Origin of the sequence: Sphingopyxis sp. PAMC25046 (genome assembly GCF_004795895.1) — a bacterium.
GTDB lineage: Bacteria > Pseudomonadota > Alphaproteobacteria > Sphingomonadales > Sphingomonadaceae > Sphingopyxis.
This window is the reverse complement of the sequence record NZ_CP039250.1, coordinates 605,337-631,262: the sequence shown is the minus strand read 5'-3', so window position 1 is coordinate 631,262 and position 25,926 is coordinate 605,337. Positions and strand designations below refer to the sequence as shown.

23 protein-coding genes are annotated in these 25,926 nt (G+C 67.0%); 5 read left to right on the top strand and 18 right to left on the bottom strand.

Features of this window, described 5'->3' with window-relative positions; genetic code table 11:
• Positions 1 to 17: 17 nt before the first annotated feature.
• From addA to ahcY, 7 genes are all read right to left on the bottom strand, one after another.
• Positions 18 to 3,527: a double-strand break repair helicase AddA gene (gene addA, locus E5675_RS02880; RefSeq protein ID WP_136173258.1), complete on the bottom strand. Its 3,510-nt coding sequence runs from the start codon at positions 3,525 to 3,527 to the stop codon at positions 18 to 20.
• Positions 3,524 to 6,532 (bottom strand): double-strand break repair protein AddB, encoded by a 3,009-nt coding sequence (addB, locus tag E5675_RS02875; RefSeq protein WP_136173257.1) that lies wholly within the window; start codon positions 6,530 to 6,532, stop codon positions 3,524 to 3,526. Before addB ends, addA begins: the two co-directional genes overlap by 4 nt.
• Positions 6,525 to 7,244 (bottom strand): nucleotidyltransferase family protein, encoded by a 720-nt coding sequence (locus E5675_RS02870; protein WP_210727598.1) that lies wholly within the window; start codon positions 7,242 to 7,244, stop codon positions 6,525 to 6,527. Before E5675_RS02870 ends, addB begins: the two co-directional genes overlap by 8 nt.
• Positions 7,241 to 8,212: a phosphotransferase gene (locus E5675_RS02865; RefSeq protein ID WP_136176303.1), complete on the bottom strand. Its 972-nt coding sequence runs from the start codon at positions 8,210 to 8,212 to the stop codon at positions 7,241 to 7,243. Before E5675_RS02865 ends, E5675_RS02870 begins: the two co-directional genes overlap by 4 nt.
• Positions 8,209 to 8,661, bottom strand: a complete 453-nt coding sequence (gene tsaE / locus E5675_RS02860) for a tRNA (adenosine(37)-N6)-threonylcarbamoyltransferase complex ATPase subunit type 1 TsaE (protein WP_136173256.1) — start codon at positions 8,659 to 8,661, stop codon at positions 8,209 to 8,211. Before tsaE ends, E5675_RS02865 begins: the two co-directional genes overlap by 4 nt.
• Entirely contained in the window at positions 8,658 to 11,021 is a 2,364-nt protein-coding gene (locus E5675_RS02855) for a PAS domain-containing sensor histidine kinase (protein ID WP_136173255.1), read from the bottom strand. Before E5675_RS02855 ends, tsaE begins: the two co-directional genes overlap by 4 nt.
• 302 nt (positions 11,022 to 11,323) lie before the next feature.
• A complete protein-coding gene (ahcY, locus tag E5675_RS02850; RefSeq protein WP_136173254.1) occupies positions 11,324 to 12,739 on the bottom strand; it encodes an adenosylhomocysteinase in 1,416 nt (471 codons plus the stop codon).
• Between the two features lie 395 nt (positions 12,740 to 13,134).
• On the opposite strand from ahcY, the gene E5675_RS02845 reads away from it, so the two are divergent.
• Entirely contained in the window at positions 13,135 to 13,533 is a 399-nt protein-coding gene (locus E5675_RS02845; protein ID WP_136173253.1) for a hypothetical protein, read from the top strand.
• Here the strand turns inward: E5675_RS02845 and E5675_RS02840 are convergent.
• On the bottom strand, positions 13,530 to 14,093 hold the full coding sequence (locus E5675_RS02840; RefSeq protein ID WP_136173252.1) for a YqgE/AlgH family protein: 564 nt from the start codon (positions 14,091 to 14,093) through the stop codon (positions 13,530 to 13,532). The genes E5675_RS02845 and E5675_RS02840 overlap by 4 nt on opposite strands.
• A 187-nt stretch (positions 14,094 to 14,280) precedes the next feature.
• On the opposite strand from E5675_RS02840, the gene E5675_RS02835 reads away from it, so the two are divergent.
• The 3 genes from E5675_RS02835 (at position 14,281) to E5675_RS02825 (ending at position 17,201) form a co-directional block, all read left to right on the top strand.
• Entirely contained in the window at positions 14,281 to 14,763 is a 483-nt protein-coding gene (locus E5675_RS02835) for a peroxiredoxin (protein WP_136173251.1), read from the top strand.
• A 183-nt stretch (positions 14,764 to 14,946) separates the two neighbouring features.
• Positions 14,947 to 16,431, top strand: coding sequence for an AMP nucleosidase (locus E5675_RS02830; RefSeq protein ID WP_136173250.1), 1,485 nt, complete (start codon positions 14,947 to 14,949; stop codon positions 16,429 to 16,431).
• On the top strand, positions 16,428 to 17,201 hold the full coding sequence (locus E5675_RS02825; protein ID WP_136173249.1) for an SDR family NAD(P)-dependent oxidoreductase: 774 nt from the start codon (positions 16,428 to 16,430) through the stop codon (positions 17,199 to 17,201). The genes E5675_RS02830 and E5675_RS02825 overlap by 4 nt, the downstream gene beginning before the upstream one ends.
• 84 nt (positions 17,202 to 17,285) lie before the next feature.
• Here E5675_RS02825 and E5675_RS02820 read toward each other — a convergent pair whose 3' ends face one another.
• The 8 genes from E5675_RS02820 to E5675_RS02785 all read right to left on the bottom strand — a co-directional run bounded on the left by E5675_RS02820 (position 17,286) and on the right by E5675_RS02785 (position 23,361).
• On the bottom strand, positions 17,286 to 17,891 hold the full coding sequence (locus tag E5675_RS02820; protein ID WP_136173248.1) for a hypothetical protein: 606 nt from the start codon (positions 17,889 to 17,891) through the stop codon (positions 17,286 to 17,288).
• A 2-nt stretch (positions 17,892 to 17,893) separates the two neighbouring features.
• The gene (locus tag E5675_RS02815; RefSeq protein WP_136173247.1) at positions 17,894 to 18,517 is read right to left on the bottom strand and encodes a DUF2238 domain-containing protein; all 624 of its coding nucleotides are present in this window, start codon (positions 18,515 to 18,517) and stop codon (positions 17,894 to 17,896) included.
• 142 nt (positions 18,518 to 18,659) lie between these two features.
• Positions 18,660 to 19,439: an arginine deiminase family protein gene (locus E5675_RS02810; protein WP_136173246.1), complete on the bottom strand. Its 780-nt coding sequence runs from the start codon at positions 19,437 to 19,439 to the stop codon at positions 18,660 to 18,662.
• 109 nt (positions 19,440 to 19,548) lie between these two features.
• A complete protein-coding gene (locus E5675_RS02805; protein ID WP_136173245.1) occupies positions 19,549 to 20,574 on the bottom strand; it encodes an aspartate-semialdehyde dehydrogenase in 1,026 nt (341 codons plus the stop codon).
• A gap of 39 nt (positions 20,575 to 20,613) precedes the next feature.
• Complete coding sequence (locus E5675_RS02800) at positions 20,614 to 21,222, bottom strand: DUF1287 domain-containing protein (protein ID WP_136173244.1); 609 nt, start codon at positions 21,220 to 21,222, stop codon at positions 20,614 to 20,616.
• Positions 21,223 to 21,320: 98 nt separating this feature from the next.
• On the bottom strand, positions 21,321 to 21,698 hold the full coding sequence (rplS, locus tag E5675_RS02795; protein ID WP_136173243.1) for a 50S ribosomal protein L19: 378 nt from the start codon (positions 21,696 to 21,698) through the stop codon (positions 21,321 to 21,323).
• A 5-nt stretch (positions 21,699 to 21,703) separates the two neighbouring features.
• Positions 21,704 to 22,441 carry a tRNA (guanosine(37)-N1)-methyltransferase TrmD gene (gene trmD / locus E5675_RS02790; RefSeq protein WP_136176302.1) on the bottom strand — a complete coding sequence of 246 codons (738 nt, stop codon included), beginning with the start codon at positions 22,439 to 22,441 and terminating at the stop codon, positions 21,704 to 21,706.
• On the bottom strand, positions 22,438 to 23,361 hold the full coding sequence (locus E5675_RS02785; RefSeq protein ID WP_136173242.1) for a LysR substrate-binding domain-containing protein: 924 nt from the start codon (positions 23,359 to 23,361) through the stop codon (positions 22,438 to 22,440). Before E5675_RS02785 ends, trmD begins: the two co-directional genes overlap by 4 nt.
• Before the next feature lie 102 nt (positions 23,362 to 23,463).
• Between E5675_RS02785 and E5675_RS02780 the strand changes: the two genes are divergently transcribed.
• Positions 23,464 to 23,667, top strand: a complete 204-nt coding sequence (locus E5675_RS02780) for a hypothetical protein (protein ID WP_136173241.1) — start codon at positions 23,464 to 23,466, stop codon at positions 23,665 to 23,667.
• A gap of 79 nt (positions 23,668 to 23,746) precedes the next feature.
• Here E5675_RS02780 and E5675_RS02775 read toward each other — a convergent pair whose 3' ends face one another.
• Both E5675_RS02775 and rimM read right to left on the bottom strand, forming a co-directional pair.
• Positions 23,747 to 25,264 (bottom strand): serine hydrolase domain-containing protein, encoded by a 1,518-nt coding sequence (locus tag E5675_RS02775; RefSeq protein ID WP_136173240.1) that lies wholly within the window; start codon positions 25,262 to 25,264, stop codon positions 23,747 to 23,749.
• A 158-nt stretch (positions 25,265 to 25,422) separates the two neighbouring features.
• Positions 25,423 to 25,914 carry a ribosome maturation factor RimM gene (rimM, locus tag E5675_RS02770; protein WP_136173239.1) on the bottom strand — a complete coding sequence of 164 codons (492 nt, stop codon included), beginning with the start codon at positions 25,912 to 25,914 and terminating at the stop codon, positions 25,423 to 25,425.
• Positions 25,915 to 25,926: the final 12 nt, after the last annotated feature.

The following is a 25,926-nucleotide window of genomic DNA, read 5'->3' as shown; positions in this document are numbered from 1 at the left end:
ATTCTGTTGGTTCCAAGCTAGGGCGTCGGCGCGCCGGGCTCAAGGGTAGAACCCGGCAAATTCGCCTTGGTTGCCGCCAAGCCCGGCTTGTGCGCGTCGAGCAGCGCATCGCCGAGGCGGAGCAGCCGCGGCGCCGCAGTATAGAGCAAGGCCGCCTCAACCCGCCGCCTGGGAAAGATCGCCGCAAGCGCATCGCGATAGGCCGCCATCTGGCGCAGATAGGCGGGCGCAACCTCGGCGCCGCTCGCCGGCACATGCCGCCCGGTCTTGTAATCGATCACCGCCACCGTATCGCCCGCCACCAGTAGCCGGTCGACGATCCCCGCGACGACGACGCCGTCGACCACCGCCGACAGCGGAACTTCGGCGAGGCTGCCGGGTCCGAACAGCGCCGCGTGCGCCGGATCGTCCAGCACCGCCAGCACCTCGTCCACCATCGCCGCGCGTTCGGCATCGCCCAGCGCCGCCGCCTGCATCGACAGCCAGTGCAGCGCGGCGGCGCGGCGACGCCCGGGCCGCACCGGCGGCAACCGCTCGAACAGCGCATGAAGCAGAAGTCCGCGCTCAACAGCCGCCCCGCGCTCGCCCCCCTGCGGCGGCGACGCGACATCATCCTCGCCCAATGCCGACGGCGCGAGCGGCCGCGGCGGGCGCGCTTCCTCGGGGGCGGGCTTGGTCGCCCAGTCTGGAATCGTGGTCACCGGCGCGGCGCGGACCGGCTTTTCGCGTTGCCGCGCCCACGCCTTCGCATTGACCGCATGAACGCGCTTCTGCCCCCAGCGCGGCCCGGCATCCTGCCAGCCGAGCCCCATATTCTCCATCACCCCGTCGACCGCCGCGTACCAGCAGAGTTCGGGCAGCGAGCGATCCTCCTTCTTGGTGACCCCGGCGACCACCAGCAACTCCTCGGCGCGCGTCATCGCAACGTAGAGCAGCCGCCAATGCTCCTCGATCTCGGCCGCGGCCTTCGCGTCGTGCGCGGCGGCGACCGGCCCGTGCCGCTCTTCCTTCGGCAGGCCGAAGACGGGCAGCCGGTCCCAGCCCTCCAGCGACAGGTCGAAGCCGCGCTGGCGCTGCATCGGATCGTCGGTCGCGTCGGCGAGGATGACGATCGGCGCTTGCAAGCCCTTCGACCCATGCACCGTCATCACGCGCACGACATCGCTCCGCGCCTCGGTCTGGCGCTTGATGTCGGCGCGGCTCGCCTCGACCTCGCTCAGAAAGGCGAGCAGCGAGGGGGTGTGCTGGCGCTCGAAATTCAGCGCCTGGTTGAGCAGTTCGTCGATCGGATCCCGCGCCTCGCGCCCGAGCCGCGCATAAAGCCGCCGTCGCCCCTGCATCGGCCCCGACAGCACGCGGTCGAGGAAACGATAGGGCGTGGTGAAATCGGCCATGCCGAGCAGGTGGCGCAACGCGGCCATCGTTCTCGCCGGCACCTCGGCCTCGCGATCGCGGAGCCGCTCCCACAGCGCGCGCCTGCCGCGCCCGTGCGCGAAGGCGAAGAGATCGTCCTGCGACCAGCCGATCAGCGGCGACACGAGCAGCGAAGCGAGATTGAGGTCGTCGAGCGGCTGCACCGCGAAGCGCATCGCCGACAGCAGATCCTGCACCCCGAGCGGCTGGGTCAGCGCGAAGCGGTCGACCCCCGCCACCGGCACGCCCAATGACTGCAACCGCGCGACGATCCGCGCCGCCAGATCGCGGCGGCGGCGGACGAGGATCAATATGTCGCCCGGCGCGACGCTGCGCCCGTCCTTGCCGTGGAGGATCCACTCCTGCACCTCGTCGGCGATCGCGCGCGACAGCCGCAGGCTGGCGGGGTCGTTCGCTGGGGCGAGCGGATCGCCGCCTTCGGCGACACCCTCTTCGCCCGCTTCCTCGCTCTCGCCTTCGGCCGCGAGCGCCTTGCCGACCGGCAGCGGCTGCCACAGCTCGACCCGCCCCGGATGCGCGCTGCGGAACGGCAAATGCGGCGGCTCGTCGCTCGCCAGCCCCATCGCTTCGGTGCCGCCGCCCGCCACCCACGCGTCGACGACGTCGAGCACCGCGGGGCTCGACCGGTAGTTGGTGATCAGGTCGACCTCGGCAAAGGGCTGGCCGCCTTCTGCCGCCCATTCGCCGAAACGGATGCGCGCCGCCTCGAACGCCGCGGGCTCGGTGCCCTGAAAACCGAAGATCGCCTGCTTGCGGTCGCCGACGGTGAACATCGTGCGCACACGCTCGTCCTTCGCGCCCACCCCGGCGAAAAATTCCTCGGCGAGCGCAGCGACGATCGCCCATTGCCGCGTGTTGGTATCCTGCGCCTCGTCGACGAGGATATGGTCGGTGCGCTGGTCGAGCTTGAAGCGCACCCATTCGCCGAACTGCCCGAGCCGCAGCAGCGACCCTGCGATCGCGATAAGATCGTCGAAATCGGCGAGCCCGCCTTCGCGCTTGGCGAGTGCATAGGCTTCGGCAAAGCGCGAGCCTAGATTCCACGCCGCCGCCAGTTCGTCGGCGACGCGCATGCCGGCGACGGCGGCGAGCAACTCATCAATATTGGCCAGCAGACGCGTCGCGTGATCGCCTACCGAGCCGAGCTCCTTGTCGTTCGAAAAGCAGGCCCGCAGAAGCCATTCGGATTTGACTTTGGTCACCAGCGCGCCACGAAGGTCGCCCAGCATACTCGTCCGCGCCGTATCGTCGGCAGCCAGCCAACCAGCCATCATCTTGTTGATCGGCACGGCGCGACTATGGGGCTCTCCCTTCTTGGTCACCCAATCTGCCGCGCCAGCTTGGATAGCTACGATGCTCGCATCAGATACCCCCCCATCGGCAATCTGCGCCGCCAACCACGCCTCGGGATCGCCGTCCGGCAGCCCCAGCGCCGCGCGCAGATCCTGCGCGCGCGGCGGCAGGATGCGCTCGCGGAACGGCGCGGCAAAGGCATGGGCGCAGCGGACGAGAAACGCGATTGCCGCATCCTGCCCCATCCGCCGCGACAGCATCGCCGCCTGTCCGCGCATCGTGTCGCCTTCCGCGCCCGGCTGCGCGAGCAATTCGCTCAGCACCCGCCGCTGCAGATCGGCCGCCTCGCCCTCCTCGAGCGCGCGAAAGCCCGGCATGATCTTCGCCTCGAGCGGGAAGCTCGCGAGCAGGGTCTGGCAAAAGCTGTGGATCGTCTGGACGCGGATCGCGCCCGCCGCGCTGTCGATCACCGTCGCGAACAGCGACCGCGCCCGATCGAGAATGGCGGGCTGGTCCCAATCGGCGCCGAGCGCGCGAAGGTCGAGCCGCAAATCGCCGTCGTCCATCCGCACCCAGAGCGCGAGCCGCTCGTGGATGCGGTGCGCCATTTCGGCGGCGCCCGCCTTGGTGAAGGTAATGCACAGGATCGCCTCGGGCGCCACGCCCGCGAGCATCAGCCGCAGCACGCGCGCCGAGAGCACCTGCGTCTTGCCCGTCCCTGCCGATGCGCCGAGCCAGACATGCTCGTCCGGCTGCGCGGCCGCCTGCTGCGCGGGATCGAGGTCGTGGAGCCGGGTCATGGCGCGTCCCCATCCGCATCGCGCCCACGCCCGAACCATTCGTCGCGGCGCATCAGCTGGTCGTAATCGGTGAAGCGCTTCACCGCGTCGCCCGGCGCGAATGGCGCGTCGCCCAGCAGGTAGAGTGCAGTAAGCTCCGCGAAGGCGTCATAGGCGCGCGCGACCGCATCCTCGGCGGTCTTGAGTTTGCGCCGCGATCCGTGCGTCGGCGCGATGCTGCCGTCCGTCCCCTTGGCGCGGTCGGCCTTGAGGCTCCAATATTCGAGGCTCGCGACCGGCCCCGCCGCGACCCCCTCGACCTTGCCCATTTCGGCGAGCAGCCCGAGCAGCCCCAATTGATTGTCGAGCCCTTCCGCGGCCGCGCTGCCGCTCGGCGCCGCACCGGTCTTGTAATCGACGATCGCAAGACTGGAGTCGGCAAGCCGGTCGATCCGGTCGGCCTTGCCCGACAGCCGAATGCCGTTGAGTTCATGCACGCCGGGCACCTCGGCCGCGACCGGTTCGCGCCCCTCGGCGCGCGCTTCCCACACGCGTTCGGCCGCCCAGCGCAACGCAGGCTCGATCCGCGGAAACCAGAAAGCGCGCGCGAGCGCATCGAGCGCCGGGTCGCAATAGAGGTGGTCGAGTTCGATCCTCAGCGCCTCTGGCGTCGCCCCCGCCCGCTGCCAGTCCTCCATGAACGCGTGAATGCGCGTGCCCAGCCAGCGCGGATCGGGCCCGGCGCGCAGCGGGTCGAGAACCGAAAGCCGCAGGATGCGCCCCGCGTAAAATGCGTAGGGGTCCTTCGCGAGCAGGTCGACGCCGGTGACGCTGATCTGGCCCGGCCGCGCGTCGGCGGGCGGGCGCGGTTGCGGCATCTGCGCGGGCTCGATCGCGCCCGGCGGCACGTCGAGCGCCGCCGCGAGCGCGGTCACGCTTGCGTCCCCCAGCCGCGCCTCGGGCAGTTCGCCCGCGAGCGCCGCGAGCCGCAGCCAGAAGCGCGACGCGACCGCGGGGTCGCCGCCGCTACGCTGCGCGCGCGTCACCACCACCTCGCGCGCCGCGAAGGCGCCCGCGAAGTCATGCGCCGCCGCGCCCTGCTGGCGCTCGGGCGCCGCGAGCCCGAGCATCCGGCGGATGCCCGGCGCAAGCCACGGATCGGGGTTTTGCTGCGGCGGCCAGCGCCCCTCGTCGAGGCCGCCCAAAATCATCAGGTCGGCGCGCTGCAGCCGCGCTTCGAGCAACCCCCAGATGAACAGCCGCGGATGCCCGCCATAGGGCGGCCGCACGCTTTCGCCCCCGAGCAAATCGGCCAGCATCGCCGGGAAATCGGCGGGCGCGACGAGCGCCGGGCCGTCGCCCTTCGCCAGCGCCCAGCGGTCGAACAGCTCGGACAGCGCGCGCCCGGCATGGCCCGTCCACACCCCCTCGCCCGTCAGCCAGCCGAGCGCGTCCTGCAACGCCCCGAGCAGCATCGCGGGCGGCGCCGGCGCGCCCGCCGCGAACGGTGCGAGCGTCGCCTGCAGCGCGGAGGCGACGTCGGCCCACCATAGGTCGATCAGCTTCGCCGCGTCGTGGCTGCGCGCTTGCGGATCGGCGGCGCGCTCGGCGATCCGCATCGTCACCCCGTCCCAGCCCGGCACCAGTCCCGGCCCGCGCAGCACCAGATCGAGCCGCCGCACCTGGTCGAGCCAACCCAACCGCGCCTCGCCCGCGCGCACCAACGGATGCCCGAGCAGCGCGATAAGCCGCACCGGATCGAAAGCCGCGGCGAATTCAGCGAGCGCGAGCAGCACCGCCCCCGGCGGCGTCTGCCCCAGCGGCTGCCCTGCGCTGTCGTCGACCGCGATGCCCCAGCGCGCGAGCGCCGCCGCCACCCTAGTGGCAAGCGCGCGGTCGGGGGTCACCAGCGCCGCGGTGCGTGCGGGGGTTTCGAGCGCGGCGCGCATCATCAGCGCGATCCCCTGCGCCTCCTGCCCGTCGTCGGCGAACACCGCGGCGCTCACCCCCGCGATGCCCGCACGCAAGTCGCCCGTCTGCTGCCAGCGCGCGGTATAGGCAGCGGGTGCGAAGAGCAGCGAGGTGAAGGACGCGCGCGCATCGGGGCCGTCGAACGGCGATGTTCCATCCCACGGCTGCACCTCTTCGCGCGAAACGCTCATCCGCCCGAGCAGCAGCTTCAGATGATATTGCGGATGCGTTTCGAATGGGCGCTCTCCGGGCTTTTCGGGATCGGCTTTCACCGGGCCGAGCGCTTCCCACTCCTCGTCCGCCATGCCGAGGTCGAGCCCCGGCAGCACCACCATGCCCTGCGGCAGGTCGGCGACGGTGCGCAGCAACCGCGCGATCGCGGGCGCCGCGGTCGTCACGCCCGCCGCGACAACGAAGCGCGCCGGCGGCGCGGCGCGCCATCCCCGCGCCACGCGATCGAGCAACCGGTTGCGGCGGTCGGCGCGGTCGATATGCCCCGTCGCCGCGAGCAGCTTCGGCCATTCCCCGACGAGCAGCGACAGCCGCCGCCACGACGCCTGCCAATGCCCGGCGAGGTCGCCGAGCGCGCTTTCGATATCGGCGAGCCGCGCCGGCGCGACCTCCTCATAATGGAGCTGGTCGATCACGCGTCCCAGCCCCTCGGCGAGCTGGAAGGCCGCGGCGCCGGCGATCGGCGCCTCGCCCGGCGGATCGTGCTTTTCGATCAGCGCTGCGAGCATCAGCCGCCGCTTGAGCGCGTCGATCGCGGGTGGAATCGCGTCGCTCTCGTCGATCGGGTCGAGCGCGAGCGCGACATTCTCGTCGAGGTCGGCATCGCCGATCACCGCGAGCCGCGGCATCAGCAGCCCCGCGCCGCCTGCGCGCACGAACGCCGCCTGCACCGCGCTCCGCGCGCGGTTGCTCGGCAGCAGGATCAACCCCTGCGCGAGTCCGAGCGCGCCGTCGGCAAAGCGGTCGATCAGCCCCGCCGCGAGCGCATCGGCGAAGGCCCGCTGGACCGGAATGGAAAAAAGCGTGGGCCTTGCATCAACCATCCGTCAGCGCGGCTTCGGTCGGCGCGATGCTCGCCGGGGTGCCGACGTCGAACCACTGGCCCATGTGCGACAGGCCGTAGAGCCGCCCCGCCGCGATCGCGCGATCCCAGAGTATGTTGGTCGAGAACGGTCCCTCGGGGGCGCCATCGAGCAACCGCGGCGAGATGAGCTGGATTCCGGTATAAACGAAGGGCGCGATCCGCCCCGGCTTGCGCCGCGACAGCCGGCCCGCCGGGTCCATGTGGAAATCGCCGCGCCCGCCGTGCCCCGTCGCGCTCGCCTGCCGGATCAGCAGCAGCAACGCGTCCATCCGCTCGCCGTCCCAATGGCGCGCGAGGTGCCGGATGCTGTCCTGCGGCCCGTCGGTCCAGATGTTGTCGCTGTTGACGATCAGGATCGGGTCGCCCGTAAGCTGCGGCAGCGCCTTGACCATCCCGCCCCCGGTTTCGAGCAGCAGGTCGCGCTCGTTCGAAATCGCGATCGTGAACTTGCGCTTCTGCGCCGCCAGATGGGCTTCGAGCGCGTCGGCGAGATAATGGACGTTGACGACGACATGCTTGACTCCCGCCGCCTCGATCCGGTCGAGGCTGTGATCGATCAGCGCCTTGCCCGCGACGCGCACCAGCGGCTTGGGCCGGGTAGCCGTCAACGGACGCATCCGCTTGCCGAGCCCCGCCGCCATCACCATCGCGCTTTCGATCCTTGTACTCACAACCACGCCTCCGCCCGCTTTGAAGCGGGGACATTGGCGTCGAACCATTGCCGAACCGGGACAAGCGCCGGATGCGCAAGGTCGCGTTCGAGCAGTCCCCACATGCGCGGTTGGAAGCTCTTGTAATGCGGCTTGTTATCGCGTTTCCACAGCCGAACGAAGACGCCGAGAATACGCGTGTTGCGCTGCGCCGCTAGCGCCCAGTAGGCGTCTTCGATGTGCTGCCCCGTCGCCGCCTCGTAGCGCGCGAGCATCGCCGCCTCAACCGCGGGACTAACGTCGCGCCGCGCATCCTCGAGCACCGAGGCGAGGTCATAAGCCGGATGGCCGACAAGTGCGTCCTGGAAATCGAGCAGGCCATAATGCGCGATGCCCCGCTTGCCGGGCACCAGCATGATATTTTCGGCATGATAGTCGCGCAGCACGGTGACGCGCGGGAGGCCGTCATGCTCGACCGGGGTCAGTACTTCGGCCCAAGCGGCGCGGAACGCATCGCGGTCAACCTCCAGATCGAAGGCGGGGCAATACCAGTCGGTAAACAGCATGACCTCGTCGAGCCACTGGTCGAGTCCATGAACCGGCAGCCCTGTCATTGGCGGGCGCGCGTGGAGGTGAACGAGCAGGTCGGTCACCCCCGCATAATAGTCGGCCTCCTCGTGCAGCGCCTCATCGACCGTTTCCCGCAGCCGCACGTCGCCGAAATCGTCGATCAGAAGCAGGCCGCGCTCCAGATCGCGCGCGAGGATCGTCGGTGCGGTCAGCCCCTGTTCGCACAGATATTCGGCGACCGCGATGAACGGGCGCGGGTCTTCGTGCGGCGGCGGCGCGTCCATGAGTACCGCCTGTCGCCCCTTGTCGACGACACGGAAATAGCGGCGAAAAGACGCATCGCCGGCGAGCGGCAAAATCTCGGCATCGCCCCAACCATGCGCAGCCAGGAAAGCCGGGGCATGGGGAGGCGGAATCATCGGAGCGGCCATCTTGCTCCCCAAGCCGCAGGCACATCGGCTGTCAAGACGCGCGCGCTGCCCTCGCCCGAAATGCGCAGGCTCAGCGCGTCCGGCCAGCCTTCGCCGCCCAGCCGCTCTGGCCATTCGATCAGCAAGGCGCCGTCGTAAAGATAGTCGTCGAGCCCGAGTTCCATCAGTTCCTCCTCGTCGTCGATCCGGTAGAGATCGACGTGCGCGACGGGCAGGTCGACCTCGGGCGGCGCATAGGGCTGGACGATCGCAAAGGTCGGGCTAGGTGCTTCGCCCGCCAGCCCGCGCGTCTTCAGCATCGCGCGCGCCAGCGTCGTCTTGCCGGCGCCGAGGTCGCCCGACAGCAGCACGACATCGCCCGGTCGCAAGATAGCGCCGATCGCGGCCCCGATCCGTTCGGCATCGGCGAGGTCGTAGCGCACCGAAAAACCCGTCATGCGCCGCGCGGCAGGCTGATCCGCACGAGCGTGCCCTGCCCCTCTTCGCTTACCACTTCCATCGTCCCGCCGTGCGCCGCGACGAGCTGGCGCGCGAGCGCGAGGCCGATACCGCCGGCTGCGGTGCCCGCCTGCTGCCCTTTGGCGACCGCGACCGCCGCGTCGGGCATTCCCGGGCCATTGTCGGACACGATGATGTCGACGCCGCGCGCATCGCCGTCGGCATGGAGCAGCACGCGCGCGCCCGTCTTGCGTGACGGCACGGTAAAGCGCACCGCATTGTCGAGCAGCCCCGCGACGAGCCGCGACAGCCGCGGCGCGTCGCCTTCGATGCTGCCGAGGTTCGCCGCAATATTGCCGACAAGCTCGACCTTTTCGCTCTTCGCAAAGAGTCTGGCTTCGGCGAGCGCGCCTTCGAGCAATATTTTCACATCGACCGGCGCGCGCTCGATCGCGAGCGTCCCCGCCTCGCCCTGCGCAAGGTCGAGCACATTGTCGATCTGGCGGCCGAGCACGCCCACCGAATCCATGATCGCGTCGATATAGGCGCGCTGCTGGTCGCCCAGCTTGCCGGCATAGCCCGCCTGCAGCATCTCGCCGAAGCCCCCGATCGAGGTCAGCGGCGTGCGGAGTTCATAGCTCATCCGCGACAGGAAGGCGGTCTTGGCCTTGTCGGCGGCCTCGAGCGCCTCGTTGCGTTCGCGCAGCGCGCCCTCCATCTTCCGGCTCGGCGTGATGTCGAGCATGATAAGCAGCGCATTGCCGTCGGGCAGCGGGATCGACGCGAAATCGAAATAGCGGCCGTCGGCGAAACCGATCTCGCCGCCGCGTTGCTGGCGTTCCAGCGTCGCGGCGCGGATGACTTCCTGCACGATGCTGATCTGGTTCGGCTTCACCAGCCGGTCGGCGAGCCCCTCCATCAGCGTATCGACGCGCGGATGCGCCGCGAGCGTCAGTTCGTCGATGCCCCACAGGCGGCGGAAACGCTGGTTCCAAAGGTGAAGCCGCCCGTCGGGGGCGAAGACCGCGACCGCCTCGAACAGATTGTCAAAGGTCGCGGTGCGGACGCGGAGCAGCGTGTCGCGCGCGCCCGCGAGTTGCACCTGTTCGGTCTTGTCCTCGGCGATCAGCAGCATGCCGCCGTCGGGAGTCGGCTGCGCGACGACGTGGAGGTGCGTGCCGTCGCGCAGCAGCCAGTCTTCTTCGCTCGCCTCAGCCTGCGCGAACCAGTCGACATGCGCCTGCCGCCATTCGGGATAGTTGCGCACTTCGGGGGTCCGCCCGCGTTCGCGCCACCCGTCGAGCAACCGGGCGAAGGGCAACGCCTCGGCGATATCGTCGGCCTCGACCCCGAACAGGCGGCGGAACGGCAAATTCGCGAAGCTCAGCCCCTGGTCGGGACCGAATTGCGCTACCGCCGCCGACAGCCGGTCGAGCAGTTCGCGCTGCGTGTCGACGAAGCGCCGATGCGCGCCGCGCTCGGTCTCGAGTTCCTGAATGTCGATCGCATAGCCCGCGACGCCGATCACCCGCCCGCCCTCAGGCGCGAGCGGCACGTCGACGACGCGCATGATCCGCCGTTCGCCCTCGATCGTCACCGGAATGGTGCGCATCTGCGCCGATTCGGCGGCGCGCGCCGCGTCGGCGGCGTCGGCGGCGCTCACCCCGGCGACGGTCTCGCACAGCTCGACACCGCCGTCGATCACCGCTGCGGCGCTCTTCGCCTCGACCGCGCGAACATAGGCGCCGTTGACGAGCGCGAGCGACAGGTCGGTGTCACGGAACCACATCGGGAAGGGTGCCGCCTCGATCAGCCCCGATAAAGCTTCGAACGCCGCCATCGCCTCGTCGCGTTCGCCGCGCGCGTGCGCGAGCGCGTGCTGGCCGTCGGTCGCATCGCTGAGCCAGAGCAGCACGCTGCCCGGCCCGCCGACCGCCTCCGGTGCCGCGGCGCCATGGACGATAATCGTGCGGTGGCTGCCGTCGGGTTTCAGGCTCAGCACGAAGGGCTTCGCGCCGCGCTGCGCGCCGAGGATCGCCTGACGCAGCGCGTCATGCGCCTGCGCATCGAGCCCGCTGCCGAGCCCGCGAAGCTCGTCGAAATTGCGCGGCCCACGGTCGAGCCCCAGCCAGCGCCCGAGCCGCTCGCTCGCCTCGACGCGCCAGTCGGCGCGCACAATCACCGGAAGCTGGGGCGAGGCTTCGACAAGGCTAGCGAGCCGTTCGGCCTGCCCCGCGACGAACGCCGAGCGGCGCTGCATCGCGATCCCCCGCAGCGTCGCCCACAATCCGGCGAGCAACCACAGTGCCGCGAACAAGCCGAGCGCGAACAACAGGGTCGGCGAAAGCGTGTCGCTCATCCCGCCTCAAGCCCTCGTTTATCCGGATATCGCGCGCGCATGATCGCTTGCCCTAAAGGCGATGGAGTCATGTTTCAATCGCATGTCACAGCGAAACGGCGCGCCACATCTTCCGATGAGCGCGCCGTCCACAGTTTCGTCCGAGTTTCCGCGATGCGGAAACGCTGCGGCACCGGCCCGCTCCCCCACCGCCCGAAGACGACGCGTGGCGTCGAAGGGCCTCCCCGGCGATAGTAGCCTATGGGAGGCCGGGAGGGGGAGCGGCCCGGTGCCGCCGCCGCCTTCGCCGTCAGGCGAAGAAATCAATACCGATAATGCTCGGGCTTGAACGGACCTTCGACCGGCACGCCGATGTAATCGGCCTGCTTCTGGCTCAGCTTCGACAGATGCACGCCCAGCTTTTCGAGGTGCAGCGCCGCGACCTTCTCGTCGAGATGCTTCGGCAGGACATAGACGTCGTTCTTATACTGCTCGCTGCGCGTCCACAGTTCGATCTGCGCGAGCGTTTGGTTGGTGAAGCTCGCCGACATCACGAAGCTCGGGTGGCCCGTCGCGTTGCCAAGGTTCACGAGGCGGCCCTTCGACAGGATGATGATTTGCTTGCCGTCGGGAAATTCAACCAAGTCGACCTGCGGCTTGACTTCGGTCCACTTGTAGTTGGCGAGCGCCGCGATCTGGATCTCGCTGTCGAAGTGGCCGATGTTGCAGACGATCGCCATATTCTTCATCGCCGCCATATGCTCGGCGGTGATCACGTCGGCGTTGCCCGTCGCGGTGACGAAGATGTCCGAACGCTTCACGGCCTCGTCCATCGACACGACCTCGAAGCCTTCCATCGCCGCTTGCAGCGCGCAAATCGGATCAATTTCGGTGACGAGAACGCGCGCGCCGCCGTTGCGGAGGCTCTGGGCGCTACCCTTGCCGACGTCGCCGAAGCCGGCAACCGTGGCGACCTTGCCCGCGAGCATCACGTCGGTGCCGCGGCGGATCGCGTCGACGAGCGACTCTTTACAGCCATAGAGGTTGTCGAACTTCGACTTGGTGACGCTATCGTTGACGTTGATCGCGGGGAAGGGCAGTTCGCCCTTCTTGGCGATATGGTACAGGCGGTGGACGCCGGTGGTCGTTTCTTCCGACACGCCCTTGATCGCCTTGACCGTCTTGGTGAGGTAGCCGGGGTTCGCCGCGACGAACGCCTTCAGCGCGCGCTGCATTTCGATTTCTTCCTCATTCTCGGGCGCCGGCATGGTTTCGCCGGCCTCGAGCTTCGCACCCCACAGCGCGAACATCGTGGCGTCGCCGCCATCGTCGAGGATCAGGTTGCAGGTCGTGCCGTCTTCGACGCCCCAGTCGAAAATGCGGCCGACATAATCCCAATAGTCGGCAAGGCTCTCACCCTTCACAGCGAACACCGGCACGCCCGTCGCGGCGATCGCGGCGGCGGCATGATCCTGCGTCGAGAAGATGTTGCACGTCGCCCAGCGGACTTCGGCGCCGAGCGCAGTCAGCGTCTCGATCAGCACCGCGGTCTGGATCGTCATGTGCAGCGAACCGGTGATGCGCGCGCCCTTCAGCGGCTGCGTCGCGCCATATTCAGCGCGCAGCGCCATCAGGCCCGGCATTTCGGTTTCGGCGATGTTGATTTCCTTGCGCCCGAAATCGGCGAGGCTGATGTCGGCAACGACATAATCACGGGTGTCGGCGGCGAGAGTGGCCACGGGAGATTCTCCAATATTGGCTAAGGTCGACCGCAGGCGAGCGGCCACGAAAAACATGTCCGGCCCCTATCCGAAAGCACGCTGCGGATCAAATATAAACTTTTCTTTATATCGCTCTCGCGGCACCGCTCGCCTCGCGAACGGATGCGCGAATCGGCGGCGCAAAAACGCACCGGCCGCAAAAATAATTTTTGCGCGCATCAATTGTGACAATCGGGAGGTCCCGATTGTGACACGGAGTCGCAAAGCCCAAGATTCTGAAAAATCGGACTTATAATGCGCCTTGCGCTGAGCATAATCGCTCTTTGTGACAGCTATGTTACAAACCCCAGAAAACATTGACTTTTTACTTGGCGCGCGAGAAAATCGGCCCAAGTTTTCGGGGAGATACCTAGATGAAAAAAATTCTGCTGCCGCTGATCGCCTTGGCGCTTTCGAGCCCTGCTGCGGCGCAATCGATCGTCGTCGTGACCGCGCCGCAGACCGGTTCGGAAATTCTGCCGGTCGCCTATGCCGAACTGAAGGCAGGCGAAAACGACGCCGCGGTCGAAAAGCTGACCGGCGAAACGACGCTCGACGCGCGCGACCCCTCGCGCCTGATCAATCTTGGCACCGCTTACGCTCGTCTGGGTCGCACCGCCGAAGCCGCCGCCGCCTATGACGCCGCGATCGGCAGCCCGATCCGCTACGATGTCGAGCTGGCGAGCGGCCGCTACATGGATTCGCGCTGGGCTGCACGCGCCGCACTCGCGAAACTCAATCAGGGCAAACCGCTTCTCGCTCTCGCGCGCTAAGCCTCGCCGCCTTCGGTCGTTAGCAGGCGGGCGTCCACTCCCGCTTCGGCAAACGCCGCCTGCCATCTTTCGGCGGGCGGCGTTTCGAACAGCAGGCCATCACTGCCCGGCGTGACATGCCAACCGTGGCGCACCATCTCGTCTTCGAGCTGCCCCGGCGACCATCCCGCATAGCCGAGCGCCACCAGCCAACGCGACGGGCCGCGCCCTTCGCCGATCGCGCGCAAGATGTCGTGCGAGCTCGACACCATCCAGCGATCGCCGACCTGCACCGCTTCCTGCCCGCCCCAATCGCGGCTGTGGAGCACGAAACCGCGCGACGGCTCGACCGGACCGCCGAGGAAGACCGGCTGGTCGAGCGGTTCGTCATGCTCGATCTCGAGCTGGTCGAGCACCGCGCCAACGGTCATTCCGTCGATCGGGTCGCCGATGCCAATCCCCATCGCGCCCTCCTCGTCATGGCTGATCATCGCGATCACCGAATGTTCGAAGCGGGGATCGCCGATGCCCGGCAGCGCGAGCAGCAGCTGACCGGTGAACCAGGTGGGGACGGTTTCCATATCGGTACAATGCCGCGACAGACCAAAAGGGTCCAGCCTCTTTGCTGCGGACGACGGGCGAAGGATTTCGGCCGCCAGCCGTCGCCCTCCAAATCGACCGCCCCGCCCCTCCCGTCCTTGACTCGCGCGCCGTCGCACCCAATGTCGCGTCCGAACCCAATCCCCTCAAGCGAAAAGGATGCCGACCATGACGATCCAGACCGGCGACAAGCTGCCCGACGCGACCTTCGTAAAGGTCACCGAAAACGGCCCCGAACAGGTCAATACCACCGATTATTTCAAGGGTCGCAAGGTCGCGCTCTTCTCGGTCCCGGGAGCGTTCACCCCGACCTGCTCGGCCAAGCACCTGCCGGGTTTCGTCGACAAGGCCGACGAACTGAAAGCCAAAGGCGTCGATGAGATCGCCTGCACCGCGGTCAATGACGCCTTCGTGATGGGCGCGTGGGGCAAAAATGCCAATGCCGGCGACAGCGTCACCATGCTCGCCGACGGCAACGGCACCTTCGCCGAAGCCGTGGGTCTCACCATGGACGGCACCGCCTTCGGCATGGGCAAGCGCGGCCAGCGTTTCTCGATGATCGTCAACGACGGCGTTGTAGAACAGCTCAACGTCGAAGCGCCCGGCGAATTCAAGGTGTCGAGCGCCGATCATATGCTGGAACAGCTCTGATCATGGGGGAGGGCGGCGCGCTGCCGCGCTGCCTTCCCATTTCATCGTCACCCCGGACTTGATCCGGGGTCCATTCAAGCAAACGTCGAGCCAGTGGATCCCGGATTAAGTCCGGATGACGACCGAGAGGCGTCGCAGAGCCCCCCCTTTCCTTCTGTCACATTTTCGTGCAACAGCGACGCGATGACATCCAATTCATCGCGCGAAACCACCGCCCCCACAGACGATATCGTCGAGGGCATCATCGCCGAGCTTCAGGACAAGTTCCGCACCTCGGTATCCAATCTCAAATCGGCCATCGCAGCCTATGTGCGCGACCGCACGCTGCCGCCGGCGGATGCCGCCGCCAAGGGCCTGTTCGACTATCCCGCGATCCGCCTCACGACGACGGGCGAGCAGCGCGAGGGGCAGGAGGGCCATAATCTCGCCTTTGGCCGCTTCGAGCGTGCGGGCACCTTCGTCACGACGGTGACGCGCCCCGACCTCTTCGCCGATTATCTCCGCGAACAGCTCATGCTTCTCGCCCGCCACTACGACATCGCGCTCGAAGTCACGCGCACCGGGCAGCAAATCCCCTTCCCCTATGTACTCGACGCGAGCGACGGGTCGGACATGGGCGGCGTGACGCCGCTCGAACTCGCGCGCCATTTCCCGACGACCGAGCTCGCCGACATCGGCGACGAACTTGCCGACGGCCTCTTCGGTCTCGATCCGACCGAGCAGCAACCGCTCGCGCTGTTCGACGCGCTGCGCACCGACTTCAGCCTTGCGCGCCTTCGCCATTACACCGGCACCGCGCCCGAGCATTTCCAGCGTTATATCCTGTTCACCAACTATCACCGCTATGTCGACGAATTCGTCGCCTGGGCGGGGGCGCAGGTCGGCCAGGGCAAATATACCGCGCTCGCGGGCGCGGCAGGGCTTTATGTCGACCAGCCCGGCGTCAACGCCAGCGCGCTCGTCGCCGACAGCGCGTGGCGGCGGCACCAGATGCCGGCGTATCACCTCATCGCCCCCGACGGCGGCGGCATCACGCTTGTCAACATCGGCGTCGGCCCGTCGAATGCCAAGACGATCTGCGACCATCTCGCGGTGCTGCGGCCCGAGGCGTGGCTGATGATCGGCCACTGCGGCGGCCTCCGCCCAAGCCAGCGCATCGGCGACTATGTGCTCGCGCACGCCTATCTCCGCGACGATCATATCCTCGACGCGGTGCTGCCGGTCGCGATCCCGATCCCGCCGATCGCCGAAGTCCAGGTCGCGCTCGCCAGTGCCGCCGAGGCCGTGTCGGGCACCAGCGGCGCCGACCTCAAGAAACGCATGCGCACCGGCACCGTCGTCACCACCGACGACCGCAACTGGGAGCTGCGCTACACCGACAGCGCGCTGCGCTTTTCGCAATCGCGCGCGATCGGCATTGATATGGAATCGGCGACGATCGCAGCGCAGGGCTATCGCTTCCGCGTCCCCTACGGCACCCTGCTCTGCGTCTCCGACAAACCGCTCCACGGCGAACTCAAGCTACCCGGACAGGCAAACCGCTTCTACGAGGAAGCGATCGCCGCGCATCTCCAGATCGGCATCCGCACCTGCGAACTGCTCCGCGACGAAGGCGCCAAGCTCCACAGCCGCAAATTGCGCGCGTTCAACGAGCCGCCGTTCCGGTGAGCTTGGCGTCGGACCGCTCGCGCTCCATCGCCGGCCGAACCGCGATCGTCACCGGCGCCGCGAGCGGCATGGGCCGCGCGACCGCGCTTCTCCTCGCAAACGAAGGCGCGAAGGTCGCAATCACCGACCTCGATCTCTCTGCTTGTGAAGCCGTCGCCGCCGAGGCCGGTCCCAATGCGAAAGCCTTCGCGCTCGACGTCGCCGACGGCGAGGCAATCAAACGCACCGTCGCCGCCATCGCCGCGCATTTCGGCGGCATCGACATCCTCGTCAACAACGCCGGCGTCTCGAGCTTTGCCTCGCTCGACGCGGAGGACGAATATGAGGCGATCTGGCACCGCGCGATCGCGGTGATGCTGACCGCACACCAGCGCATGGTCCGCGCCGCACTGCCATTTCTTCGCGAGAGCGACGCCCCGCGGGTCGTCAACATCGCCTCGACCGAGGGACTTGGCGCGACGCCGGGCGACACGCCCTATGTCGCCGCCAAGACCGGCGTCACCGGGCTGACGCGCGGGCTCGCGGTCGATCTCGGCAAGGAGGGTATCACAGTCAACTGCATCTGTCCGGGACCGATCCGCACCGGCATGACCGACAAGGTCTCCGAAGAGGACAAGGCCATTTTCGCGAGACGCCGCACCGCGCTCCGCCGCTATGGCGAGCCCGAGGAAGTCGCGCATGTAACACTCGGCCTCGTGCTCCCCGCGGCAAGCTACATCACCGGCGCCGTGATCCCGGTCGACGGCGGACTGACAGCGCGCAACGCATAAGACCGCCTTGCGGTAGAGAGGCGGACGTCTGGTCGTGATCTGATTGCCCCTCGCGGGAGCGGAGTTTACGTCCACGCCCGGCCGTTACCGGAAGAAGCAGTTCGCGCCGGCGAACAGTGCGTCGATCGTCGCCGCATCCCCCGGCGCGGCGAACATCCCGCCGATGACCCTGTCACCGGTACCAATGCTGAATTCCTCGCCGAGCGTGCTGTCGTCGACGTCGATGATCGTCACCGATTCCTTGGCCTTGGCGCGCGTCGTTCCGACCGCGATGCCGTTCATCGTTGAATAGCTATCGGCGCCGGGTTCGTTGCCGAGAAACCAGCCGGCGAATTTGCCGTCCTGGAAATTGAGCGTCATCGCGTCGTAGCGGGTGAATTCCATCATTCCCGCGCCGCATTCCGCATTGGTACTGCGGTCGTCTTCCCTGCCAGCGACGTTCGCCAAGGCGGTTTCGGCCTGCGCGCGCGGGACGCCGAAGGCGAGCAGGCTGGTCTTGCCGCTAGTCTTGTCGATAAAGCGCAGTCCTTCGCCGTCGAGGCTGACCGCGGTGGTTGCCGCGTTCGGACCATCGGCTTTTGCCACGGGCACGGGCGGCGCGACAGGATCGGCGTCCACAGGCGCTTTCTCGGCCGTCGGTTTGCACGCAGCGAGCAGGCCGATCATTGCGAGGGTCATAAACTTGCGCATGCCTATCTCCTGTCGCCGTGCGGGATCACGAGCACCAGTATCGCACCCAGCATCGCGAGCGCCATATCCTTTTGCGCGTCCCAGATGTCGCCCTGTTGCCCGTTGTAACGGTCGGCGGTCTCGCCCGCCGCGACGATCGTGAGCAGCCATTCGAAGATTTCGTAGAGGCAGGATATCGCCAATACCCAGCCCAGCACGGTCAACGCCGCGCCGCGCGGGCCGAGCCCGCCCCAACGCCGTCCGATCTCGGTCACGGGGGTCACCGACAGCGCGCCGAACGCGAAATGGACGAGGCGGTCGTAATGGTTGCGCGTCCAGCCGAAGGCGTCGGACAGGCTGCTGCCGGTCAGCGCGCGCGCCCAGTCGTCATAGGGGACATTGCTGTATGCGTAGCGGCCGCCGAGTGTATGGAGCGCCATGAAGGCAATGATGCACGCAACCGATGCGGTCGACAGCGGCCAACGGCGAAGCAGCCATGGCGCGGCGACGATCAGCAGCATCGTCGGGATATGCTGGAGCAGCGCGACCTCGGGATAGGGCTGGTCGATCTGCGCGAGGAGAAGCAGGACGAGAAGCGCGCCGAGAAGACGTTTTTGCGACCTGAGCTGCGACGAGCCCCCCGTCATCGACCAAAATCCGTCGGAGCATAAATGGCGGAAAACCGCCTAACTTCACTCGCAAATGCATGTATCGGGCAGGAGGTCGGGACTGATATCATGCCGACGACCTAATCCACCAAGATATTGTAGGACAGCGGTTTTCGATGCGTCACCAGCGCAGCGACATGCAGCTGAGGCCGGCGTCGATATGCGCGATCTGGTCGGTCGGCAACAGGCGGATTTCGATGTCGCGCGCGGTGAGCAGTGCATGCGTCGCGGACCAGCGGTCGCCCATGAGCACGGTCTCGCGAATGCGCAGGATATTGGCGGCGGGCTCTTCGCCGGGCGGCGCTATGACGACTTCGAGCCCCTCGAACTGCGGACAGCCCGCCAGCGCGGGAACGGCGAGGATCGTGCGCGCGTCGATCAACCCGCAACCGGTCTTGAAGTGGAGCACGCCGGACGGCGTTTCGGCGATCTCGGCGCGGTATCCGAGCCGGCCGAGCAAGCCCGCAAGCTCCTCGGCGCCGGCGCGGTCGGTGCGCGCCGAGAGGCCGATGATCACGCGGTCGGCGAGGCGCAATATGTCGCCGCCGTCGGCGTAGCCGGGGCCGGTCATTTCGAGGAGGCGGTTGTGACGCGCAGCGAGGGGCTCGCGAATATGCGCGACCTCCCCGGCGCGACGCGGCGCACCGGGACGGAGCAGGATCGCACCTTCGGGAAAGGTCAGCGCGACATCTTCGGTGAACAGTGCATCGGGGAAATCGTCGAGCGGTTCGAGAACCTCGACCGCGAGGCCGAGGTCACGCAGCGTCGCGACATAGGCCTCATGCTCGGCAAGGAGGCCGGTGAAATCGGGATCGGGGCCGCCATCGGCGCGGATGCCCTTGACGGCCGAACGCGCGGGAGCGCGGCAGAGAGCATGAGTGAAGGCATAGGGGCTGGTCATCTGCCCCTCCTATCCGTTCGCATCGAGCGAAGTCGAGATGCCGCGAGGGCATACACCGACGACGGGTGTCTCGACTTCGCTCGACACAAACGGAATTTAGAAGGCGGTATTACCCCTTCTTCAGGTGGCGACGGCCGAGAAGTTCGGCGATCTGCACCGCGTTGAGCGCCGCGCCCTTGCGGAGATTGTCGCTGACGCACCAGAGGTTGAGACCGTTTTCGACCGTCGGATCTTCGCGGACGCGCGACACGAAGGTCGCGAAATCGCCCACGCATTCGACGGGGGTGGTGTAGCCGCCGTCTTCGCGCTTGTCGTGGAGCACGACGCCCGGCGCCTCGCGCAGAATACGCTGCGCGTCCTCGGCCGACAGTTCCTCTTCGGTCTCGATATTGATTGCTTCGGAGTGGCCGACGAAAACCGGGACGCGGACGCAGGTCGCGGTGACCTTGACCTTCGGATCAAGGATCTTCTTGGTTTCGACGACCATCTTCCATTCTTCCTTGGTCGAGCCGTCGTCGAGGAATTTGTCGATGTGCGGGATGACGTTGAAGGCGATCTGCTTGGTGAACTTGGCTATGTCCTTTTCGTCGCCGACGAATATCTGGCGCGTCTGGTTCCACAGCTCGTCCATACCCGCCTTGCCCGCGCCCGAGACCGACTGATAGGTCGAAACGACGACGCGCTTGATCGTCGCGGCATCGTGGAGCGGCTTCAACGCGACGACCATCTGCGCGGTCGAGCAATTGGGGTTCGCGATGATGTTCTTTGCGGTGTAGCCGTCGATCGCCTCGGGGTTCACCTCGGGCACGATCAGCGGCACGTCGGGGTCCATGCGATAGAGCGAGCTATTGTCGATCACGACGCAGCCGGCCGCCGCCGCCTTGGGCGCGTGGATCGCGGTCGCGTCGCTGCCGATCGCGAAGATCGCCATATCCCAGCCCGACCAGTCAAAATTCTCGATATTCTGGCATTTGACGGTCTTGCCCGTATCGCCGATTTCGATCTCGTCTCCCTGGCTGCGCGACGATGCGACCGCCGCCAGTTCGTCGTATGGAAATTCGCGCTCGGCGAGAATGGCGAGCACTTCGCGCCCGACATTGCCCGTGGCTCCGGCGACTACGATACGATAACCCATCTACTCACTCCTCGGTGTAAAATTCGGTTGAAACTCTGGTCAGACTTTCCAGCGGAAATGGCCGGTCAGCGGGTGGTCGAACAGCGCGTCCTCCTCGCGCGTGCCGCCGCCGATATTGTGGAGGACGAGCGGCACGCCGGTGGTGTCCTTGCGATCGGACACGATGCCCGTGTGCGGCATCCGCCCGCCGACCATCTGGGTGAAGATATCGCCCGGCCGCCAGTCGGCGGGATCGTCGGTGACGGGCACCGCCGCGCCCTGTCTGCGCCAAAAGGTCGCGAGATTGGGCACGCGGCGATGGTCGATGTTGCGGTCGGGGCGGCCGAGACCCCAGTTCTTCGGATAGGCCCCGAAATTGGCACGCATGTCGGTATTTACAAGGGCCTGCAGGTCGACGCCGAGCGCATCGCGGAACGCGCGGATCACGACGTCGGTGCACACGCCCTTGGCGCGGTCGACGTCACCGTTGGGAAAACGCAGGACGCTGTAGGCAGGATCATAAGTCAGCGTCACCCCGACCTGACGCCGCGCCGCACGCACCAGGCGCTGCGCAGGCGTGAGCGCCATCGCCTCGCCCGACACGCCGAATGCGAGCACCGCGCCGAGAAAGGCGCGCCGTGTCGGCTGGAAGGATGAGGATGCTCGCATCAGATTCGCTTTGCCCAAAAGAAAACGACCGGCTCTGCCTGTTGGCGGAACCGGTCGTTTTTGAAAGCTGTTTCGGCTTTGGGTGAGAGAAGCTCTCCTTAGCCTTCGCCGGCTTCCGACCGGTAATCGCGGCGCTCCGCAATACGTGCCGATTTACCAGTGCGCCCACGCAGATAGTAAAGCTTCGCACGACGGACAGCGCCCTTGCGGACGACGGTAATCGAATCGATGTTGGGCGAATAGAGCGGGAACACGCGCTCGACACCTTCGCCGAACGACATTTTGCGCACGGTGAAGTTGGAGCCCATGCCCTTGTTCGAGCGTGCGATGCACACGCCTTCGAAATTCTGGACGCGGGTGCGTTCGCCTTCGACCACCTTCACGCCGACTTTCAGCGTGTCGCCGGGACGGAAGGTCGGAATGGTCTTCGCCGCTTTGGCAATTTCTTCGGCTTCGATCGTCTGGATGAGGTTCATGTCCTCTAGTCCTTTTCTTTTCGCCGCGCGCCAGAGGCAGGTCGGTCCCGAGCATCGACATGACGCTCCCAAAGGTCCGGCCTGCGTAACCGTGTATGATCTTCCGCCTGTTGTTTCCGCCAGGCGGCGATCTTCGCATGATCCCCCGATCGCAGCACTTCGGGGATCGTGCGCCCTTCCCATTCGACGGGTCGGGTATAGTGCGGATATTCGAGCAAACCGTTTTCGAACGATTCGTCGTCGCCGCTTGAAGCCGCGCCCATTACGCCGGGAAGCAGCCGAATGCAAGCGTCGAGCAGCAGCAGCGCCCCCATCTCTCCGCCCGACAATATGACGTCGCCCATAGAGATTTCTTCGATCGGCCGCGCGTCGAAGATGCGTTCGTCGAATCCCTCGAAGCGGCCGCAGAGGATGATCGCGCCGGGACCCGCCGCGAGCTGGCGCACGCGCGCCTGCGTGACCGGCGCGCCGCGTGGGGTCATCGCGAGGATCGGCAGGCCCGGATGCGCCATCAGTGCATGGTCGACGGCGGCGGCGAGCACGTCGGCCTTGAGCACCATGCCCGCTCCCCCGCCCGCGGGGGTGTCATCGACGGTGCGGTGCTTGTCGGTCGCGAAATCGCGGATCTGCACGGGCGTGCAGTGCCACGTCCCGCTTTCGAGCGCACGCCCCGCCATGCTGTGCCCAAGCGGGCCGGGGAACATGTCGGGATAGAGGGTGAGAGGGACGGCGGTGAAACTCATGACGGCGGCTGCCATAGCGCGTCAGGGAGCAGGTGGCGATCCTTGGCGAGCTCGGCACGCAGCCATTCGCGGAAGCGTTCGATCTTGCGCACGCCCAACCTATTCTCGCGGTGCACGAGCCACATGCCCGATGTCGCCGAAACATAGAGCGTGTCGAAGGGCTGGACGATGCGCCCGCTCGCGAGTTCGGCGTGCCAATAGAGCGGGGTCATCATCGCGACGCCGAAGCCCGCCTGCACCGCGCTCGCTTCCTGAAGCTGGCTGTCGAGCTCGATCCCGCGCCGCGACGGCGCGGGCGGCGTGTCGACGCCAGCGGCGGTGAACCATTCGGCCCACCAGCTGTCGTTGGGTGCGAGCCGCTGGACGCGCAAGAGGTCGGCGGGCTCGCGAATATCATGCGCCTCGATAAAGGCAGGCGAGGCCATGGGGGCAAGATATTGGCGCATCAGGAAATCGCCGCGCAGCCCCGGCCAGCCTCCCCGGCCGATGCGGATCGCGACATCGACGTTCGACGCGTCGAAGTCGACCAGTTCGTTGCTCATCGACATGCGCACCGCAAGTTCGGGATAGGCGAGCTGGAAGCCTCCGATCCGCGCGCTGAGCCAAGTGCCGCCAAAGCTGGTCGCAGCGTTGATCGTCAGCACTTCGGCCTCGTCGCTGCCCAATGCGGCAAAGGCGTCGCCCATCGCGGCGAAGGCGCCCGAGATCGCGGGGAGCAGCCGCTGTCCCGTTTCGGAGAGGCGCACGCGCCCCTTTTCGCGCACGAAGAGCGCGCGGCCAAGCCGGTCCTCCAATTGGCGGACCTGATAGCTTACCGCCGCCTGTGTCATTCCGAGTTCTTCGGCGGCGCGCGAGAAATTCTGCAGACGTCCTGCGGCTTCGAAGGTGCGCACGGCGGCGAGGGGCGGAATCTTGGGCATGACACATCATAAGCCTAGCTTATGATATGGTCCACGCCTTTTGTTGGCGTCGCGGCGCGGAAAGGCGCATCTAGGCTGCACCCAAGCGAAAGGAGATGAGCGATGAAAGACGAGCAATTCATGCGCGTTTGGAATGACGGTCATGATCATTTCAGCGCCGATATCACCCGCGGCCTCCACTGGCTCGCAACCCCGTTCCGCCGCTTCGGCGAATGGATCGCGGTGCCGAGTGCGCCCGGCGAAGACAGCGCCTTCACCCGCGCCGCCGCGCGTTGCGGCATCCGCCCGCGCCGCCGCGCGCGGTAATGTCCCTGCCTCCCCTCTCAAAAGGTCCAGGGCGAAACGGGACGGGGTCGTCCCTTGCAAAGACCCCGTCCCGTTTTCATCATTCCTTATCGAGCGGGACGACACGAAGGCGCAGCGCCTGGATCGTCGCCGGCGTTGTCGGGGCGAGCAGCAGGACTCCATCGAGCTTGCCCTTTTCACAGTCGAGCCGGAAGGCGGTCGACATCGCGCCCAGCGGCGCGAGCGGCTCGTCGGCCGGGCATTCGCCGACCTCTTCCTTTAACGCCGCAAGTTCGGCCGCCCAATTTTCGGCCGAACGGTCCATCAGGAAATTCATCGCGAGCCTGCCCTGAAGCGGATCGAGATTCCCCGCTGCATAAGCGGCCTTTGCCGCCGCATAAGCCTCCGCCACCGCAGGCGACACCGGGACAGTCCGCGGTTCGAGCAGCCCGGCCCTGTCCATCGCGACCGCCGTATCCCACGCAGGCGCCGACGGCCCGGCGTAGGTGCGATTCGAGAGCGCGAAGACGCCGACGCCATGATCGGGCATCAACATCACATGGCTGCCGTAGCCCGGATAGCCGCCGCCGTGCGCGAGCGTGAGCCCGAGGTCGCAATCCTGCGCGACACGCCATCCCATGCCATAGGCGCTCGACAGTTCGCACGCGTCGGCGCCGCTCGCACCGGTACGATTGGTCACCGACACGAAATTGAGCCCCTGCGCTATCTCGCGCACCGTCGACCGCTTCACCGGACCGGCGTCGGCATCGTCGCGCGCGGGCCAGGCGGAGAGCAGGAAGGCGACCCATTTCGCATAATCATTGGCGCTGACCTGCAGCCCGCCCATCGCATTGAACGCGCCGTCGGCCATTTCGGGCTCGGGCGACCAGCGCCCGTTTTCCCAGCGATAGCCGAGCGCATAGCGCGCCTTGGGCGCCTTGGTGACGTCGAAGCCGCTCGCCGTCATGCCGAGCGGGGTCAGGATCGCCTGCCGGACATAACCGGCATAGGTCATGCCCGACGCATTGGCGATGATGCGGCCGAGCAGCGCATAGCCGAAGTTCGAATATTCATGTTGGCTTTGCGGCACGCGGCTGAACGGCACGCCCGCGGCGATCATCTTGGTGAAGTCTTCCTGCGGCAAGACCTGCTGCCGGTCGCCCCACGGATCGTCGGTGACGAAGCCCGCGACATGCTGGAGCAGGTCGCGGATACGGATGCGCGGGCTGTCGCTGGTCGGGTAGGTCCAGCCCTTCATTTCGGGGATATGGTCTTCGGCGAGGTCGTCGAGGCGGAGTCGGCCGTCATCGCGCAGCTTCAGGATCGCGAGCGCGGTGAACGCCTTGGTCATCGAGGCGATGCGGAACAGGCTGTCGGGCGTGACCGGGCTGTTGTCGGTCAGGGACTGGACGCCGACGCCCTTCACATAGGCGAGCTTGCCGTCTTGGACGACGCCATAGACGAGGCCGGGGATATGCTGGTCGGCCTGATATTTGGCGAACAACCTATCGATTTGGGGGGCGAGCTGGTCGAGGGTTTTGGAGGCGGGCTCTTGCGCGGCGGCTGGAAGCGCGCCTGCGAACAGGAGAGCGAAAGCAAAACCCGATTTCCAGCGCATAGTCCCTCCAATCGCCGTCAAGCTAACAGCGCCGGGGGGCACCGGCAATCAGCGACAAAGACAATCGTCACCCGGACTTGATCCGGGGTCCATTGTCGCAGCGCGGGAAAAATGGATCCCGGATCAAGTCCGGGACGACGAAAAATGGGACAGCGGCGTTACTCGACGAACGCCGCGTCGACGGTCACGCCGTCGGCGTTCCAAGCCGGCACCGCCTGCGCGGTCATCGGGACCATGAAGCGTTTGCCGCCCGGTTTCTCGACTTCGAGGATGTCGCCCGCGCCGAAATTTTCGACCGCGGCGACATGGCCAATGGCCTGGCCGTCGGTGGAGACGCATGGCAGGCCGATCAGGTCGTGGTGATAATATTCGCCCTCGCCCAAGGCGGGCAGCGCCGAGCGCGGGACGGTGAGGACAGTGCCGCGGAGCGCCTCTGCGGCGCTCCGGTCGGTGACTTCGGCGAAGGTCGCGACCGCGCCCTGGTTGGCGGGGCGCACCGACTTCAAGGTCAGTTTGCGATCCCCCGCATCGAAAACGGAAAAGGCGCGGAGAGCCTCCGCGCCTTCGCCAAATAGCTTCAAACGCACCTCGCCCCGCACCCCGTGCGCGCCGGCGATGGCGGCGAGGGTGACAGGACGATCGGCGTTCATAAAGGCTTAGCC

Coding starts and splice junctions, on each gene's coding strand:
- addA (WP_136173258.1), bottom strand. CDS start 3,527: ATGACCCGGCTCCACGACCTCGATCCCGCGCAGCAGGCGGCCGCGCAG.
- addB (WP_136173257.1), bottom strand. CDS start 6,532: ATGGTTGATGCAAGGCCCACGCTTTTTTCCATTCCGGTCCAGCGGGCC.
- E5675_RS02865 (WP_136176303.1), bottom strand. CDS start 8,212: ATGATTCCGCCTCCCCATGCCCCGGCTTTCCTGGCTGCGCATGGTTGG.
- tsaE (WP_136173256.1), bottom strand. CDS start 8,661: ATGACGGGTTTTTCGGTGCGCTACGACCTCGCCGATGCCGAACGGATC.
- E5675_RS02855 (WP_136173255.1), bottom strand. CDS start 11,021: ATGAGCGACACGCTTTCGCCGACCCTGTTGTTCGCGCTCGGCTTGTTC.
- E5675_RS02845 (WP_136173253.1), top strand. CDS start 13,135: ATGAAAAAAATTCTGCTGCCGCTGATCGCCTTGGCGCTTTCGAGCCCT.
- E5675_RS02840 (WP_136173252.1), bottom strand. CDS start 14,093: ATGGAAACCGTCCCCACCTGGTTCACCGGTCAGCTGCTGCTCGCGCTG.
- E5675_RS02835 (WP_136173251.1), top strand. CDS start 14,281: ATGACGATCCAGACCGGCGACAAGCTGCCCGACGCGACCTTCGTAAAG.
- E5675_RS02830 (WP_136173250.1), top strand. CDS start 14,947: ATGACATCCAATTCATCGCGCGAAACCACCGCCCCCACAGACGATATC.
- E5675_RS02820 (WP_136173248.1), bottom strand. CDS start 17,891: ATGCGCAAGTTTATGACCCTCGCAATGATCGGCCTGCTCGCTGCGTGC.
- E5675_RS02815 (WP_136173247.1), bottom strand. CDS start 18,517: ATGACGGGGGGCTCGTCGCAGCTCAGGTCGCAAAAACGTCTTCTCGGC.
- E5675_RS02810 (WP_136173246.1), bottom strand. CDS start 19,439: ATGACCAGCCCCTATGCCTTCACTCATGCTCTCTGCCGCGCTCCCGCG.
- E5675_RS02805 (WP_136173245.1), bottom strand. CDS start 20,574: ATGGGTTATCGTATCGTAGTCGCCGGAGCCACGGGCAATGTCGGGCGC.
- E5675_RS02800 (WP_136173244.1), bottom strand. CDS start 21,222: ATGCGAGCATCCTCATCCTTCCAGCCGACACGGCGCGCCTTTCTCGGC.
- rplS (WP_136173243.1), bottom strand. CDS start 21,698: ATGAACCTCATCCAGACGATCGAAGCCGAAGAAATTGCCAAAGCGGCG.
- trmD (WP_136176302.1), bottom strand. CDS start 22,441: ATGAGTTTCACCGCCGTCCCTCTCACCCTCTATCCCGACATGTTCCCC.
- E5675_RS02785 (WP_136173242.1), bottom strand. CDS start 23,361: ATGCCCAAGATTCCGCCCCTCGCCGCCGTGCGCACCTTCGAAGCCGCA.
- E5675_RS02780 (WP_136173241.1), top strand. CDS start 23,464: ATGAAAGACGAGCAATTCATGCGCGTTTGGAATGACGGTCATGATCAT.
- E5675_RS02775 (WP_136173240.1), bottom strand. CDS start 25,264: ATGCGCTGGAAATCGGGTTTTGCTTTCGCTCTCCTGTTCGCAGGCGCG.
- rimM (WP_136173239.1), bottom strand. CDS start 25,914: ATGAACGCCGATCGTCCTGTCACCCTCGCCGCCATCGCCGGCGCGCAC.